Source organism: Lysinibacillus sp. Bpr_S20, assembly GCF_023337835.1.
GTDB lineage: Bacteria > Bacillota > Bacilli > Bacillales_A > Planococcaceae > Lysinibacillus.
Genome location: NZ_JALNLQ010000002.1, coordinates 107,746 through 123,186, shown reverse-complemented (window position 1 = coordinate 123,186; position 15,441 = coordinate 107,746). Strand labels below are relative to the sequence as shown.

The following is a 15,441-nucleotide window of genomic DNA, read 5'->3' as shown; positions in this document are numbered from 1 at the left end:
TTGTTAACACTTGAACAAATTCATGCTGCTAAACGAAGAATTTCATCTTATATTTATGAAACACCTATTATTCGATTAAATGGGCTCGATCATCTTTTAGGTTGTCATGTCTACATAAAAGCCGAGAATATGCAAAAAACAAACTCCTTTAAGCTTCGAGGGGCTCTCAATAAAATGCTTGCGATGCCGTTCGAGCAATTAGAACAAGGCGTAGTTGCTGCGTCCTCAGGTAATCATGGCAAAGGTGTGGCCTATGCTGCCAAACTGTTAAATAGTAAGGCAACAATTGTTCTACCGGATTCAGCTCCTAGCGTTAAGGTTGATGGAATACGTGCCTTAGGTGCAGAAGTTGTCCAATGTAAGCTTGCAGAACGACATGTAGTAACAGAAAAGCTTAGTCGTGATTATGGCTATTTCAACATTCATCCTTATGATGATTACGATATTATGGCAGGACAAGGAACAGCAGGTTTGGAAATAGTAGCACAGCTCCCTGATGTCGATACTATAGTTGTTCCAATGGGTGGCGGTGGATTAATTAGTGGTATGGCAACTGCTGTCAAATCCATTGCCCCTCATATCAACATTATTGGCGTGGAGCCTGCTGTTGTTTCGCGTTATAGCAAAAGCTTAGAAGCTGGTGAAAGATTGCTGTTACCGGAACAAAAATCTTTGGCAGATGCTCTACGAACTTTACAGCCTGGAGAAAGGAATTTTCCAATTGTTCAACAGCTTGTTGATAAGGTAGTAAGTGTCGATGAGGCTTTGATCCAACGTGGGATGAAAACCTTACTCTCCGAGGGTAAAATCATTGCAGAACCTTCCTCTTCTATCGGAATAGGCGCTGCCCTACAAGGATCTTTACCTATTCGTAAAAACGAAAAAGTGTGCTTCCTTATTTCCGGGGGTAATGTTGGCTTAGAGACTTTGATTTAAAGAGCCTAGCCAAAAAAGGCATCCACTCAAATGAATGAGTAGATGCCTTTTTAACATGTAGCGTTTAAACGAAACTTTCAGGATTTTTTAAATTCATAACAGCCTTTTTAGGAAATAAAGCTCTCCAGAAATAAATGGCAAGGCCAATTAACACTAGACAATGAAAGACATAAATAGAGACAGAAAGAACATTCGGCTCACTATCGGTCAAGAATGCAATAAAATCATGCATAGCGTGCCAGACAATCGGGAATATAATACTTTTTGTCTTTGCAACAATCTCTGCACAAACTAACCCAAAGAGGAATGCAAAAGTTATTTGTAGTAATGTCATTAATAAATCAGCACCGGAAAGTACATTTGCAAGATGTCCGATACCAAACAAAATTGAGGAGCCTATAATAGCGACTTTAAGCCCTTTCGCTGATAAATATTTGAAAATTAGGCCTCGGAAAATAAACTCTTCACAAAGACCAACGGCAATAACAAATAGAAGCAAAATAAGTATGTATTGCGCAGAAAAACCATCTTGATCTGTAATACCATTAAAGAAAGCAACCAGCTCAAAAATAACGATAACAACCATCCACGCCTCTGCTTTAAACCTTCTTAATCCAAAATCACGGTAAGAGAATTTACTTTTTTTCATGATCCAAAGAGTAACTAGAACACCAACTGCAAAGGCAATAAATTGAATCAAACGTATAGAGCTTAAATTACTTATATTTTTGATTGATATAATTGTCCCAGCTATAGCAGGAAAAACAATTACAAGCAAAGTAAATAGTATCGATAAAAGAATAGGTGAATTTTTCATTTTCATTTATTTTCTCCATTCAATAATTTTTGTTTAACACCTTCAAATACGTCTTTTAGAATATCTTCAATTTCTGAGCTATCTAAATCGCAAGTATTCGTTGCACACATTGTCGCAATACCATGCGTAGTTAACCATGTATCTATAAAAAGAGATCTTGCGGAGGTTTGCGTTAATCCTGTTAATTTTGAAATTATTGCGATAATTCCTTGATTTTCTACGTCATTGATTAAATCTGAAAAGCTCGAGATTTTATATTTATTAGATAAGAATAATAGCTCAAATAGCTTTTTTTCTTCGCGAGCAAAGTTAATATAAGCCAAACCCATCCCTAAAAAAGAATTTTCTTGCAAGCCTTGAAACATTCTTTCGTTATAAAGATTGCCGGCCCTTTCATAAATGGCAAACTTCAAATCGTCCATGCTCGAGAACAATCGAAAAATAGGCTTTGTCGAACAGCCTAACTCTTTTGCTAAATCTCTTGCATTCACACTTTCAATCCCACTCTTCCTAGCCATTTCAAAAGCACAATCCATTAAAACTTCCTCTGTAAACCGCTCTTTTGGTGCCAAAAAAATTTACCTCCTTTCAATAGGTAACGTTTGTTACCTATAATGTAACAGTATTTTCTTATCAATGTCAATCAGGAATTCAAGAAATATTCCGAATAAATAAAAAGGCACACTTTATCATGAGCCATGTTAATGGAGGTCCTTGAAAAAGCAAGTGGGGCTAAAAGTGTATTCATTACGCCGCCCCACTTTTAGCCCCACATTTTTTCTTTTAGTCGATTGTTAAATTTAGCCAATCAGAAATTATTTCTGCACTTCCTGGTGTAAACATAAAAATGGAGAATGAAATGCATAACAATCCTACAAACACAAATCCAATTTTCTTAATGAACAAAGATTGCTTTTTCATAAATAGTCCTTTAACTATCAAAAACAACCCTACAAATAAGATTAAGAAATACCAAACTCCCATTCGTTCACCCCTTTTATAAAAAGACGTTAAGGCTTACAGAAAGTTCATCATAAATCCTTCGAAATAACCTCATTATTGCTTTGTTGTTTAAGTTGATCGATTCTCTTTTTTCCCCATTCATACATCATCTCAACGATTGGTAATAACGTCATCCCTAATTCAGTCATAGAATATTCGACTTTCGGAGGAACTTCCGGAAACACTTCACGATGAACAATCCCATCCTCCATCAGTTCACGTAATTGGTTTGATAATATCTTATGAGATATTTTCGGAAAAAGTCTTTGAAGCTCACTGAAGCGATGCGGTCCTTCTACACCTAAATGCCACAAAATAACAACTTTCCATTTCCCACTAATAATGGATAAGGTAAGTTCTTTTTCACAATGGTAATCATTATTTACTATTCTCTCTTTTATTTCTTCTCTTAATTTATCTGACATAGAGCTAACTCCCTTTTCATATAAGTAACTTTTAGTAACCTCCGCACCAAAAAGTGCACTCTTCACAATGTATAAAACCGTAGTAAAATGAGGATAGTCTTAAAGACAAATGTTAATCTATTTTTTCGTCTAAATAAAATGATCTCAACCGAAGGAGCGAAAAACATGCAAACAATCGCAGGAAAAGTGGCGTTAATTACAGGAGCTGGGCGTGGAATCGGACGTGCAACAGCAGTAGCTTTTGCACAAGAAGGTATTCACGTAGGTCTTGTTGGACGTACGCTTGAAAATTTACAACAAGTAGCAGAGGAACTTAAACAGTATGACGTGAAAGTAGCCATCGCTGCGGCAAATGTAGCGGATTTAGACTCTATTACTACAGCCGTTGAATCTATCCGCGGCGAGCTTGGCGCTATCGATATTTTAGTAAACAATGCCGGCATTTCAAAATTCGGTAACTTCATGGACTTAACTCCTGAAGAATGGACAAATATTATCGATGTTAACGTAAAAGGTGTGTACTACACGACACGTGCTGTATTACCGGAGATGATCGAGCGCAACACAGGCGACATCATTAATATCTCATCAACAGCTGGTCAAAAAGGAGCACCAATCACAAGCGCATACTCGGCTTCAAAAGCTGCCGTTATTGGCCTAAGCGAATCATTAATGCTTGAAGTACGTAAGAAAAATATTCGCGTGACAACATTAACGCCAAGTACAGTTGCAACAGATATGGCTGTTGAACTAAACTTAACAGACGGCAATCCAGAAAAAGTGATGCAAGCAGAAGATTTAGCAGATTTAATGGTTGCACAACTAAAACTTCATCCACGTGTTGTCTTAAAACACGCTGGACTTTGGTCGACAAACCCTTAATAGAACTATTCGAAGTATCAAAGCGCTATCCGATGTATGTTGGATGGCGTCTTTCTTTTTCAGATTATAAATGAAAAATGGGGCTAGCTTAAAGCTAAACCCCATTCCAAAATCATTTCTCTTAGCAATTTAGAAGCTGTATTTGCGACTGGCGTTGCACTTTCGTCGCAGAATGCATTGCTTTATTTAGTGTTTCTGGCGTTATTTAATCCAGCCCAAAATCATTTCTCTTAGCAATTTTGAAGCTGTATTTGCTGTCATTTCGGATGAGTCGTAGATTGGTGCTACTTCCACTAGGTCAAAGCCCACTACATTGACGTTACTTGCTGCAATCGCATGGATGGACGCTAGTAATTCTTTTGCAGTAATGCCTCCGCAATCTACTGTTCCTGTACCTGGTGCATGTGCTGGATCAAGTACATCTATATCAATCGTAACGTAAACATTACGTCCCGCTAAAGATGGTAATACTTCTTTTAATGGCTCTAGCACTTCAAATTTTGAAATATGCATACCATTTTCCTTTGCCCATTCGAATTCTTCCTTCATACCTGAACGAATACCAAAAGAATAGACATTTTTTGGTCCGATATGTTCGGCAATTTTACGAATAGGCGTTGAGTGAGAAAGTGGCTCCCCTTCATATTCTATACGTAAGTCTGTATGTGCATCGAAGTGGATAATTGCTAGATCATCATATTTAGCTGACACAGCTTTCATAACAGGCCATGATACTAAATGTTCGCCACCCATACCTACAGGAATTTTGTCATCAGCTAAAAGCTTCTCGATATACTTTTCAATTTCATCTAATGAGCGCTGTGCATTACCGAATGGTAGCGGTATATCACCCGCATCAAAATATTTCACTTCTTCTAGCTCACGGTCTAAGTATGGGCTATATTCTTCTAGCCCAATAGATACTTCACGAATACGCTGGGGACCAAAACGTGAGCCCGGACGATAACTAACTGTCCAGTCCATTGGCATACCATAAATGACCGCCTGAGCATCCTCGTATGTAGGATGACTTTTTATAAAAACATTCCCTGAATAAGCTTCATCAAATCTCATGAGTAGACCTCCACTTTTAGAAATTAATTCTATTCTATTTATTTTCATCAGTTCATCACTGCGTAGATTTCCGTTCCGACTGAAGGCGTACAGCCTTCACTCCAATCTGAAATCTGTATTTAATAACTTTCGATAATGAACCTTTTACGATTACTCTATAAAGGGCTTACAGGAATGTAATGAAACCTCTACCCCCATATCCTCGTATACATTATTGGAACGTCTAGCAAAATTCGATTAAAATCTACAAGGTGGCATGCTTTTGTCGAATGCTAGCATTTCAAACAGTACAAAAAAAGTATAGATGTTTTTGAATAAAGTGCAATAGTTTTTACCAATAATTTCGATTAAATATGAATGTTCAAACACATACTATACGCAAGTGTGAGAAAACGAGGTGAAGACGGATGAAGAGAAAAAGCTTTCAACGTAAGCAAAAACGTGCGAAGCGTACACGTAAGGCACTAACCCTTTTTGTCGCCTTTACATCTGCCATTGTAGTAGCATTTATAGCTTTACGCGTCTATGTTCAAATAGCTGGTGCCCCACCTTTAACCGTACCGAAAGCCTCTATTTTCTTAGATGAAAATGAGAACCAGATTGGGGATCACTTTACAAATGAACGACGATATTGGGTTAGCTCTGATGAGATGTCCCCCTATTTACTGAAAGCAGTGGTCGCCGTTGAGGATAAAGATTTTTATAAGCATGGCGGTTTTGATCTTTCTCGTATCGCCGGTGCAGTTTTAATTGATATTAAGGCTGGTGGAAAGGTTCAAGGAGCCAGTACAATTACCCAACAATATGCTCGAAATCTATATCTTTCACATGAAAAGTCTTGGACACGAAAATTAAATGAAGCACTATATGCTTATAGATTAGAAGTTTTTTATGATAAGGATGAAATACTGGAAGGCTATTTAAATACTGTTTACTACGGACATGGTATGTACGGCGTAGAAGCAGCCAGTCGTTTTTATTTCGGAAAATCTGCAAGAGATTTAACACTAGCAGAAGCGGCAATGTTAACAGGAATTCCAAAAGGGCCAAGTATTTATTCCCCTATTGCCAATCTAGAAAAGGCAACGAATCGCCAACACGTTATTTTAAAACTGATGGCCGATCAAGGGGCTATTACGCAAGATGATAAAACACGTGCAGAAAGTGAAAAGCTTGTCTTAAAGAATGATAGCTGGGTTGCCACAAAATCTGTAGCTCCATTTTTCCTTGATGTAGCATGGCAAGAGGCTAGTGAAATTTTGAAATCGAAAAATCTCGATATTAGTGAAGGTGGCTGGACTATCCAAACAACGCTTAATCTAGGGCACCAAAAGGCAGCAGAAGAAGCTGTAGCCAAAAATATGCCTAGTGATGATCTTCAGACTGCTTTTGTTAGTATGAAATCCAAAACAGGTGCTGTTACAGCATTAGTTGGGGGGCGTGACTATGCTGCGAGTTCATTTAACCGAGTAACACAGGCAAAACGTCAGCCTGGCTCAACCATTAAACCTATTTTATATGCGGCAGCTTTAGAGAATGGTTATACACCATTAACCTATTTAAATGTCGGTGAAACAACTTTCACATATGATCATGGACGATCCACATATGCACCTAAAAATGTAAACGGTAAATTTGCAAACCATGATATGTCAATGGCACAAGCTATCGCTATTTCTGATAATATTTACGCTGTGAAAACTTTAGAGGAGATTGGATTTAAAGCCTTTCATGATATGGCAAATCGCTTCAATGTGACGATTGGAAAGAAAGACAACTTATCCATGGCTCTTGGAACGACTGAAACAACATTATATGAAATGACGAATGCTTATAATATTTTAGCTTCACAAGGGAAAGAAACTGCTCCTACTACTATTGTTTCTATTAAAAATGCTAATGGCGATATCATCTACGAAAATAAAGAAGCTAATAAAGAAGATAAAACCGTTCTCTCAAAAGAAAATACGTATATCTTAACAGAAATGATGACGGGTATTTTCGATCCAGTCTTAAGCGATTATTCACCTGCTACAGGGATTAGCATTCGCTCGCGTATGACGCATACGTATGCAGCAAAATCTGGCTCTACAAATAGCGATCAGTGGCTGATTGGATTTACACCTAGCTTAACTGCTGGCGTATGGAACGGCTATGATCAAGGGAAAAATCTAACGGCTAAAGAAGATACTGCATCTACAAAGCAAATTTGGATTGACTTTATGGAGACAGTCAATAAAGGAACAAAGAACGAGGATTTCGCAAAGCCTAAAGGCGTTAAAGGTGTGGTTATCGATATTGAATCAGGTAAGTTAGCAACGGATGCCTGCCCAAAACAGCGTCTTATCTACATGGACGCTAAAGATGTACCAACTGAAAAATGTTCAAACTTCGATATTCTCGATACGAATACATGGGGAAATTTCTGGAACATGCTTCCATTCTCCATTTTTAAAAATTAATGCATCATGCGGAACCTTTAGAAGCTTTAAACGTTTAAATAACGAAGGCTCTCGACAAAGTAAACAAATATATACGAAAAAGAAAAGCTTTCTCTTCCCCGGAGCAGTGTCCGTGGGAACAGAAAGCTTTTCTTATTTATGGTTTGCGAAGTAGATGAGCATCATGGGGCATTTGGCTTGGGCTTGGGTTGTTCAAATGCCACATAGTGCCCATCACATTCGCAGAACCAAGTGTCCTAGCTTACTAAAATGTAAGCTCTGCATCAAGTTTACTTTGTTTCAAACCCACTTTCAACCTTATATCGAAAACGATTGCAAAATGTCACATATTGTTCAATTATTGCAGGTCCAATCACTATGCGTCAGGTATCATGAAACAAATAAATCTTGACGCAATTGCTCCTCACTACGTGCCCATAAATCCGGATTAAGTTCTTCTAGGAAAGAAGCTAACACCTTTTTAGATGGTTCATCCATATGCTCTACAATAATATGACGCTTCATAGATTTATCCATTTTATTCACATGATCAGCTAAAATTTTATAGCCTCGACGTTTTTCTCGATTCACTACCATTTCACACGCCGTTACACCTGCATAGTAAGGCCCATCCGCTTTATGGTCTATCGTCACCCATACTAACCAATATGGTTTCCCACCTTCTGAATCAGCACGATCTGTCGTAAATTTAATACCCCGTTCCACATCACTGCGAGCATGCATAGCGCCGATTTCTACTGATGCTGTCCCCTCTTCTATATCGATAATGACTGGCGATACGTTTTCAAGCGAAAGCGAACCGATCCCAAATCCCTTATGGCCATCTGTTGGGTCATTTTTAATAATGGTAAAGCCCATTTTTTGTTTTGGTTTTTCTTCATTTGCCATACTTTAACTACCTCCGTTCTGCTATTATAAAAGTAAAGCATAGTTAAGCGCATTCGTGCCGTCATAAACGCGACACTGGCATTGCGCAAATGCCTACATACAAGTAAGAAGTTTCTATTTCCTTATCCATTTCGCCTTGGCGTAATGGCGTACAGATTTTGAATTGTGCCTTCACAATTCATTTCATTCAAAATCCGTAGCATCTTTATCTTCATTCAGTAGGTGTTTGGAAAAAACCACGCCTGCATTCATCTTACCACCCTCAGAGGTTGAAGTCTTCTATTGAATGGAGATAAACTTACTATACAACATTATTCAATAAAGGAGGCAATATTATGCCATACGTAACAGTGAAAATGCTTGAAGGTCGTACAGAAGAACAGAAACGTGCACTCGTAAAAGAAGTAACAGAAGCCGTTTCTCGTACAGTTAATGCGCCACCAGAAAATGTAACAGTCTTCATCGAAGAAATGTCTAAAAACCATTACGGTGTTGCAGGCGTACGCTTCAGCGATAAATAAAGATAAAAACGGGTAGAGTTTAAAAGCTCTACCCATTTTTACGTATGGTAGCCTCTTGTTATGGACGTTTTTTCGGTTTTATCAGTTTTATCGGCGGTACTTGTACTTTTACCGGCGATTCTCTCGACTTTAGCGGCGGTATTTGTACTTTTACCGGCGATTCCCTCCATTTTAGCGGCGGTTTTGAACTATTATAACTTCAATACTAGGATGTGATTTATAAAATGAAAAAAATAAAACTGCTACTACTCATTTGTATGCTCATCGTTGGTCTCTTGCTTATTTTTATTAACCCCATTCAAAATGCAATTATCGCTCATTTGAGTCATCAATTAAATACAGCTGATTACAGTGCAGAGGATATTGCAAAAAACAATAATGCGGATGCTGATTTTGAATTTGAAGCAGTGCAATCTCTATCCATTGCGGAAGTTTTAAAAGCTCAAACAACCGCCAATCAAATGCCTGTCATCGGTAGTATCGTAGTCCCTAGTGTGGATATGAAACTCCCTATCGTCAAAGGAGTTGGAAATGCCTCTCTTGCCGTTGGTGCAGGTACCATGAAGCCTAATCAAAAACTTGGACAAGGAAACTACGCATTAGCAGGTCATTACTTTGAGGAAAAAGATATTTTATTTAGCCCTTTATACAAGGCAAGTATAGGAGACACGATTTATTTAACAGATTTAACGAATATTTATGAGTACAAAATAACAACCAAGGAAATCATCGCTGCCACGGATGTTTATGTTATTGATGATATCCCTAATAAAACTATTTTAACCCTCGTTACATGTGCTGATCAGGGTACGAAACGACTTGCCGTTCAAGCAAAGTTTGTCGAGCAATATCCATTCGACAAAGCGCCTGCAAAACTATCAGAAACTTTCTAGCATAAGAAAAGCCCCAAGATTTTGGTCTTGGGGCTTTCTGATTGTAAATTATTTCACTTCTGTATTGCGACGACGCAATAAGAATAATGCACCTAGAACGAGAGCCACACCAATTAGTGTAAGAGCTGTTTGGTTTGCTCCATTTGTTTGTGGCAGTTTGCCTTGCGCCATTAACTGCGCTTCCATTTCTTTAGCATCCGCTTTGATTTTGTCAATATCAAGGTATTTCCCTACTTCCGCCTGTTCCTCTTTAGATAACTGGTTGTATTTATCGAGGAAATCCTTATATTCATCTAGTGTGTCTTTATCTGCTGTAGAAGGATTGTACGGCTTTAACTCTTTTCCTTGATCAATGACTTCTTGTACAGATGGTTTTTCAGAGTCTGCTGGATCTTTTGGATCTGTTTGGTTATCTGAACCACCTGGGTTTGTTGGATTAACTGGCTTCTCTGGTTCTGGAGTCGGTTTTTCTGGTTTAACCGGTTTTTCCGGATCTGGAGTCGGTTTTTCTGGATCAACTGGTTTCTCCGGATCTGGATCTGGTTTTCCTGGATCAACTGGTTTCTCCGGATCTGGATCTGGTTTTCCTGGATCAACTGGTTTCTCCGGATCTGGATTTGGTTTTTCTGGATCAACTGGTTTCTCCGGATCTGGATTTGGTTTTTCTGGATCAACTGGTTTTTCCGGATCTGGATTTGGTTTTTCTGGATCAACTGGTTTTTCCGGATCTGGATCTGGGTCAGGCGTCCAGCCACCGCCTCCACCTGTTGATGAAGGTTTTACTAATGCCGAACATTTATCTTTTACAGTAAACGAGCCAATTAAACGACTTCCCTCGTATACATTGTACGTACCTTGTTTAATTGCATCTTTTGGCAATACAATCGTTCCAGCGAAACTAGTTGTTAAAACTTCACTGTTGTCTGCACCTTTTACGATATTACCTTTAGCATCTTTTATTGTGATCTTTGCATTCACATTAGGTGTTCCAAATTCAGTTTGTACTGTTAATGTGAAATCTGGACAAGCAGGCGCTGCTGATACTTCTGCTTTACAACTTTCTGAGTATTTAACAGTTATTTGACCAATGTATAGATCACCTTGATACACAACATAGTCACCTGACGGAATTTCATTAGGTTGAATCGTAATTTGACCTAATTCATTTGTTGTTTGGTTAGTAGCAATAATTGCTCCCTTTGTATCTTTGATTGTGATATTGCTAACATTAGGGCGTGGATTGCCATTTTCATCCTTCACTGTTAATGTAAATAGTTCACATTTTGGTGCTGGCTGAACTGTTTTTTCACATTCGATATTTGTTTCGAAAGCACCAATTTCTTCACCATTTACTTCAACTGTGTAAGCACCTGGTTCCAAATCAGGTAATTTTATAACACCTGTCGTAGTTGTTATGCTAATAATTTCGTCATCGTCAGCATCTTTAACAACGATTGTTGTAGTGCCATCAGTAATTTTATTACCATCCACATCTTTTACAGTTAATTCAAACTCTTCACATTTTGGTAATTCTTTAACGATAAATTCATGACCACAGTCTTCTGTATACGTTAAAGTTACTGTGCCTAAGAATTGTTTACCTTCGTAAACCATGTACTCACCTGGCTTCACGCCATTATCAGGATTGATTTTGTTTGATTCAAAAATAAACTTACCTGATGCGTCAGTTGATGCCTTTACTTCTGTAGTATCTGATTTTAATGTTAGCTCTTTAATATTTGTACGGATGTTTCCATCTGTATCTTCAACCACGATTGTGAAGTTTTCGCACTTTGGTGCTGGTTGAATGCTCTCTTTACAGTTGTCGTTGAACTCTACTGTAATCGTCTTTAACGTCTCACCATTGTAAATAACATCGTACTGACCTGCTTTAATTTGGTCTGGAGTAAAAGTAACTTTACCGTTTTCAACAGTATGATTTTCTGACAATCCCGTCGCTTTACTTACCAATGTTACTGTTCCATCCACTAATTTGCCGTCAATATCGTGTACTGTTAATTCAAACAGTGAACATTTCAATGGACTTTCTGGTATGTTGGCGATTTCAACAATTTGTTTACCCTCAAAAGGACCTGATGTTGCTTTTTCATCACGATTTAATGTAAAGATTACATCCGGATTATCAAAACCAGCAACTTTCGTTTCTTTTAATGTATATTTACCTTCAGCAAATTTTAATCCGAAGTCTAATACACCGTTTTTATTTGTTTTAGCGCTAACTAATGGTTTATCACCTGTGTATTGGCTGTATAAAGTAAACTCAACATCTTTCATTACTTCGCCTGTTGCAGCATTCGTTTTTATAATAACAAATGGTACTTTAACTGTTGATGCTTGATTACCATACTTAAATTCTTTAATTAACCAACTATCTTTTCCACTTGTTTGGCTGCTACCTTGATAGCTTACTTCTACTTCATTTTTAGCATTAGAGCCTGATTCACCTGTAAATACTGTGTCGTATTCTACATAGTATGCTTCAGTTACATTACCTAAATTAAGAGTGAATGTACCATTTTTCATATCTACATTTAACGTATACTTACTTGGATCTAAAAGTGTCTTCTCTTCAGTTGGATTATTTGGAGTTTTTCCAGACAATGCAACTTTATATACTTTAAATGTATCTTCTAAAATCAATTGTTCTGGGTTACCTTCATCATCTTTACCCACTGTGTCGGTAATGACTACATTGTCTAATTTTGATTGTGCGTAGTTAAACTCAAAGTTCCACTGAGCTACTGCAGAACCAAGTTCAGCTTGATGACCCCTTTTGTTTAAAATTTTGTCTGTATGATTGACATTAACTGTTTTTGACCACGATGCATTATCACCATCATCGCTTGTTAATGTAGCTGTATTTTTAATACTTACTGGTTTACCATGCGGGAAAATGCCATCTGCATTTACTGATTCATATGTTACTTTATATGGACTATTAATAATATCCGGGAATACTAGCTTAATTTCGTTCGGTTTCCCTGAAGTGTTTGGAATAGTTATTGTTTCTGTTTCTTTAAAAACACCATTTTCATCTAGTTCACCTTTTTGCACTACAATATTTTTAATTTCTTGTGTATCTGGTAATTTATCCTCAAACACTGCATTTTTTAAAGAATTGTAGTTAAAGTTAAATTCAACATCCCAATAGAAAGTTTTTGTTTCGTAATTATAATAACCTTCTTTTTTACCATTTGTTTTTTGTTCAGATCGAATATCTTGTTTCGCTGAAGCGGATGAAGAATTCAGTAAATTCTTATTTGTCATTGTTACTTTATTATTATATTCAATTGTATTTGCGCCAACATGTCGAATATCGTATTCTGTATCATACGTAATTTCGATAGGTTCATTTATTACATTCTTTAAAGTAATTGTAAATCCAGTTTTATCATCGTTATTAATACTTAACGTGTAATCTTTATCACTAACTAATTTATTACCCACTTTTACTTTTAAAGTATTTTCTATTAATTTTAGATTTTTATCTGTAAAAGTATCAACAAACTTCGTTTCTTCAGCTAATTCATAGCCTGCTTGGTTCGCCACAATCTTCCATGACATCGTTTTGTTTTGATAGTTAACACCAGTAGCAGCTTTGTTTAGTAACAAATCCCCTTTATTATAATAAGAGGTATCTTTTACCTCTCCCGACATATCTGGGCGTGCTACTACATTTTCTACCGTAAAACTCTCTGTTGGATACACTTCGTCTTTTGGCTTTGTTGCATATTTGATAACATATGGTTTTGTTACAGGAGCTTTAAATATTAATTCAAAGCTATGTCCACCATCTGCAATCTTAACTTCGTAAGGAATAGTGGCAGCCGCACCATCTGCCTCAAATACTTGTATATTTCCAACTAATTTTTGTGTTTCAGTCCAGCTGTCAATTAGTACCGCGTTTTCCTGTGAAATATTGCGGTTATTGAAGTTGTAATTAATTGTCCAATATGTTGCTAAATCACTAGCCGTAGGACCTGAGTGCGTTTTTGCTAATGGTTCACCAAAGTCTACCGTTACTGTTGTAGGAGCGGATTTTCCATTATAAGTAGCCCCATTTTTAAAGTCTGCACTTTTAACGTTACCTGGGTCCCCAACTTCTGTTTTGTACTCAATACGGTAAGCAGTATGCTTTTCATTCGGCAATGCAATTGTCATTGTGTTTCCATCAAAGATTGGAGTCACAGTGACAGGGTCATTAGAGTCTGTTTTTGTTCCATTAGGTGATACATTTAACTTTGTTATTTTTACAGAATCTTGTTTAAATGTATGTGCTTCACCTAGTGTATCAACAAAATTTGTAATACCAGAATCTTTATTAACGCCTAAATCTGTATTAACTTCAACTTTCCAGTCAATAAACTTACTATTTTTCCCACCATTATCTGCTACACCTGATTTGGTAACAGGTTCACCGCTCGTTTTAGGTTGGAAATTCAACTGGATGTTTTCAGTACCCGGTAAACTAATTGTTTCTTCCCATTTCGTATTATCGCTTGCAAAGTTTGCTTGTACGCTAAAGTATGCACCTAGTTCAAGGGCTGCACCCGTTCCTACATCATCTCGTAAAGCTTCGTTGAATGTGATTACAATATCATTTCCACTTTTCGAAATAGTACCTACCTCACCATAAGCTGTTCCATTTGGGAATGTGATATCTTCAAAAATAGCTGGCAAAGTGTACGTTAAAGTTGTACCTGGACCATAGTTATGTCCCGCTGCTAGTTCTAAATGAAATTTAAACTCTGCAGATTGTCCATTAGTAACATTAATACTTTCATTTGAATTAACCTTTGTTCCATTCACAGTAAACTCAACATTTTTAATTACATCAACAGGCATAGTTGGATCATATGATGGTGGTGTAGTTTCTTCTTCCAAATCTCCATTTGGATTTTCTCCTTCACCACTAACATCATCATTTCCAGGTTCTTGTGTTTCAGATTGTTCTCCCTCGCTTGCGGAACCAGGACTAGTCCCTTCACCATTTCCAGACTCTTTTTCAGGTTGGTCTCCTACGCCTGTGGAACCAGGACTAGTCCCTTCACCATTTCCAGGTTCGTTTGATGTTCCAGGTTGGTCTCCTACACCCGTGGAACCAGGACTAATCACTTCACCATTTCCAGGCTCTTTTTGTGTTTCAGGTTGTTCGACTTCACCTGCGGAACCAATGCCATCATCTCCAAATTCAACTGCAGGTGCTACAGGTTGTTCTTGCTCTACTGCAAACACTGATATCGGCGATAATATTGTTTGGAATACGAGTAGCATTAAGATTATTGCTATGTTTACTTTTTTTAATTTTTGCATGTTTCTCTCCTTTTCTAAGTTCCGAGAGCTACCTGTTGGCGTTTGCTGACGACGTTGCATTTTTTCGTGATGCTGAAAAGTATGCCGCAAACAATAGGTTGGTCCCTCTTCCCTTCTATTTAATGGTCGTCTATATGAATACACTCGAATAAATACTCACGAATAGGCACTTACGATGACTTATGTATGTGTTATGTGCAATTCGAA

General features: G+C 37.5%; 12 protein-coding genes. 5 read left to right on the top strand and 7 right to left on the bottom strand.

From position 1 onward, the window contains the following. Positions 1-936 (top strand): threonine ammonia-lyase, encoded by a 936-nt coding sequence (locus tag MWJ95_RS05215; protein ID WP_249075191.1) that lies wholly within the window; start codon positions 1-3, stop codon positions 934-936. A gap of 64 nt (positions 937-1,000) precedes the next feature. Here MWJ95_RS05215 and MWJ95_RS05210 read toward each other — a convergent pair whose 3' ends face one another. The 4 genes from MWJ95_RS05210 to MWJ95_RS05195 form a co-directional block, all read right to left on the bottom strand. Next, positions 1,001-1,759, bottom strand: coding sequence for a CPBP family intramembrane glutamic endopeptidase (locus tag MWJ95_RS05210; protein WP_249075192.1), 759 nt, complete (start codon positions 1,757-1,759; stop codon positions 1,001-1,003). Beyond that, on the bottom strand, positions 1,756-2,325 hold the full coding sequence (locus MWJ95_RS05205) for a TetR/AcrR family transcriptional regulator (protein ID WP_249104644.1): 570 nt from the start codon (positions 2,323-2,325) through the stop codon (positions 1,756-1,758). Before MWJ95_RS05205 ends, MWJ95_RS05210 begins: the two co-directional genes overlap by 4 nt. 211 nt (positions 2,326-2,536) lie before the next feature. After that, positions 2,537-2,737 (bottom strand): hypothetical protein, encoded by a 201-nt coding sequence (locus MWJ95_RS05200; protein ID WP_249075194.1) that lies wholly within the window; start codon positions 2,735-2,737, stop codon positions 2,537-2,539. A gap of 47 nt (positions 2,738-2,784) precedes the next feature. Then, on the bottom strand, positions 2,785-3,180 hold the full coding sequence (locus MWJ95_RS05195; RefSeq protein WP_249075195.1) for a winged helix-turn-helix transcriptional regulator: 396 nt from the start codon (positions 3,178-3,180) through the stop codon (positions 2,785-2,787). A 165-nt stretch (positions 3,181-3,345) separates the two neighbouring features. Here MWJ95_RS05195 and MWJ95_RS05190 point away from each other — a divergent pair, with 165 nt between their 5' ends. Continuing rightward, positions 3,346-4,062 carry a 3-ketoacyl-ACP reductase gene (locus MWJ95_RS05190; RefSeq protein WP_249104643.1) on the top strand — a complete coding sequence of 239 codons (717 nt, stop codon included), beginning with the start codon at positions 3,346-3,348 and terminating at the stop codon, positions 4,060-4,062. A gap of 201 nt (positions 4,063-4,263) precedes the next feature. Here the strand turns inward: MWJ95_RS05190 and speB are convergent, their stop codons facing one another. After that, entirely contained in the window at positions 4,264-5,136 is an 873-nt protein-coding gene (gene speB / locus MWJ95_RS05185) for an agmatinase (RefSeq protein WP_249104641.1), read from the bottom strand. A 407-nt stretch (positions 5,137-5,543) separates the two neighbouring features. Here speB and MWJ95_RS05180 point away from each other — a divergent pair, with 407 nt between their 5' ends. Continuing rightward, positions 5,544-7,598, top strand: a complete 2,055-nt coding sequence (locus tag MWJ95_RS05180; RefSeq protein ID WP_249104639.1) for a transglycosylase domain-containing protein — start codon at positions 5,544-5,546, stop codon at positions 7,596-7,598. Positions 7,599-7,967: 369 nt separating this feature from the next. Here MWJ95_RS05180 and MWJ95_RS05175 read toward each other — a convergent pair whose 3' ends face one another. Further along, positions 7,968-8,486 (bottom strand): YwhD family protein, encoded by a 519-nt coding sequence (locus MWJ95_RS05175; protein WP_249104637.1) that lies wholly within the window; start codon positions 8,484-8,486, stop codon positions 7,968-7,970. 335 nt (positions 8,487-8,821) lie between these two features. Here MWJ95_RS05175 and MWJ95_RS05170 point away from each other — a divergent pair, with 335 nt between their 5' ends. Beyond that, on the top strand, positions 8,822-9,007 hold the full coding sequence (locus tag MWJ95_RS05170; RefSeq protein WP_053484500.1) for a 2-hydroxymuconate tautomerase: 186 nt from the start codon (positions 8,822-8,824) through the stop codon (positions 9,005-9,007). A 224-nt stretch (positions 9,008-9,231) separates the two neighbouring features. Then, a complete protein-coding gene (locus MWJ95_RS05165; protein WP_249075200.1) occupies positions 9,232-9,900 on the top strand; it encodes a class A sortase in 669 nt (222 codons plus the stop codon). A gap of 48 nt (positions 9,901-9,948) precedes the next feature. On the opposite strand, the gene MWJ95_RS24425 is transcribed toward MWJ95_RS05165, so the two are convergent. Beyond that, positions 9,949-15,234, bottom strand: a complete 5,286-nt coding sequence (locus MWJ95_RS24425) for a collagen binding domain-containing protein (protein ID WP_283175719.1) — start codon at positions 15,232-15,234, stop codon at positions 9,949-9,951. Positions 15,235-15,441: the final 207 nt, after the last annotated feature.

Coding starts and splice junctions, on each gene's coding strand:
- MWJ95_RS05210 (WP_249075192.1), bottom strand. CDS start 1,759: ATGAAAATGAAAAATTCACCTATTCTTTTATCGATACTATTTACTTTG.
- MWJ95_RS05200 (WP_249075194.1), bottom strand. CDS start 2,737: ATGGGAGTTTGGTATTTCTTAATCTTATTTGTAGGGTTGTTTTTGATA.
- MWJ95_RS05195 (WP_249075195.1), bottom strand. CDS start 3,180: ATGTCAGATAAATTAAGAGAAGAAATAAAAGAGAGAATAGTAAATAAT.
- MWJ95_RS05190 (WP_249104643.1), top strand. CDS start 3,346: ATGCAAACAATCGCAGGAAAAGTGGCGTTAATTACAGGAGCTGGGCGT.
- speB (WP_249104641.1), bottom strand. CDS start 5,136: ATGAGATTTGATGAAGCTTATTCAGGGAATGTTTTTATAAAAAGTCAT.
- MWJ95_RS05180 (WP_249104639.1), top strand. CDS start 5,544: ATGAAGAGAAAAAGCTTTCAACGTAAGCAAAAACGTGCGAAGCGTACA.
- MWJ95_RS05175 (WP_249104637.1), bottom strand. CDS start 8,486: ATGGCAAATGAAGAAAAACCAAAACAAAAAATGGGCTTTACCATTATT.
- MWJ95_RS05170 (WP_053484500.1), top strand. CDS start 8,822: ATGCCATACGTAACAGTGAAAATGCTTGAAGGTCGTACAGAAGAACAG.
- MWJ95_RS05165 (WP_249075200.1), top strand. CDS start 9,232: ATGAAAAAAATAAAACTGCTACTACTCATTTGTATGCTCATCGTTGGT.
- MWJ95_RS24425 (WP_283175719.1), bottom strand. CDS start 15,234: ATGCAAAAATTAAAAAAAGTAAACATAGCAATAATCTTAATGCTACTC.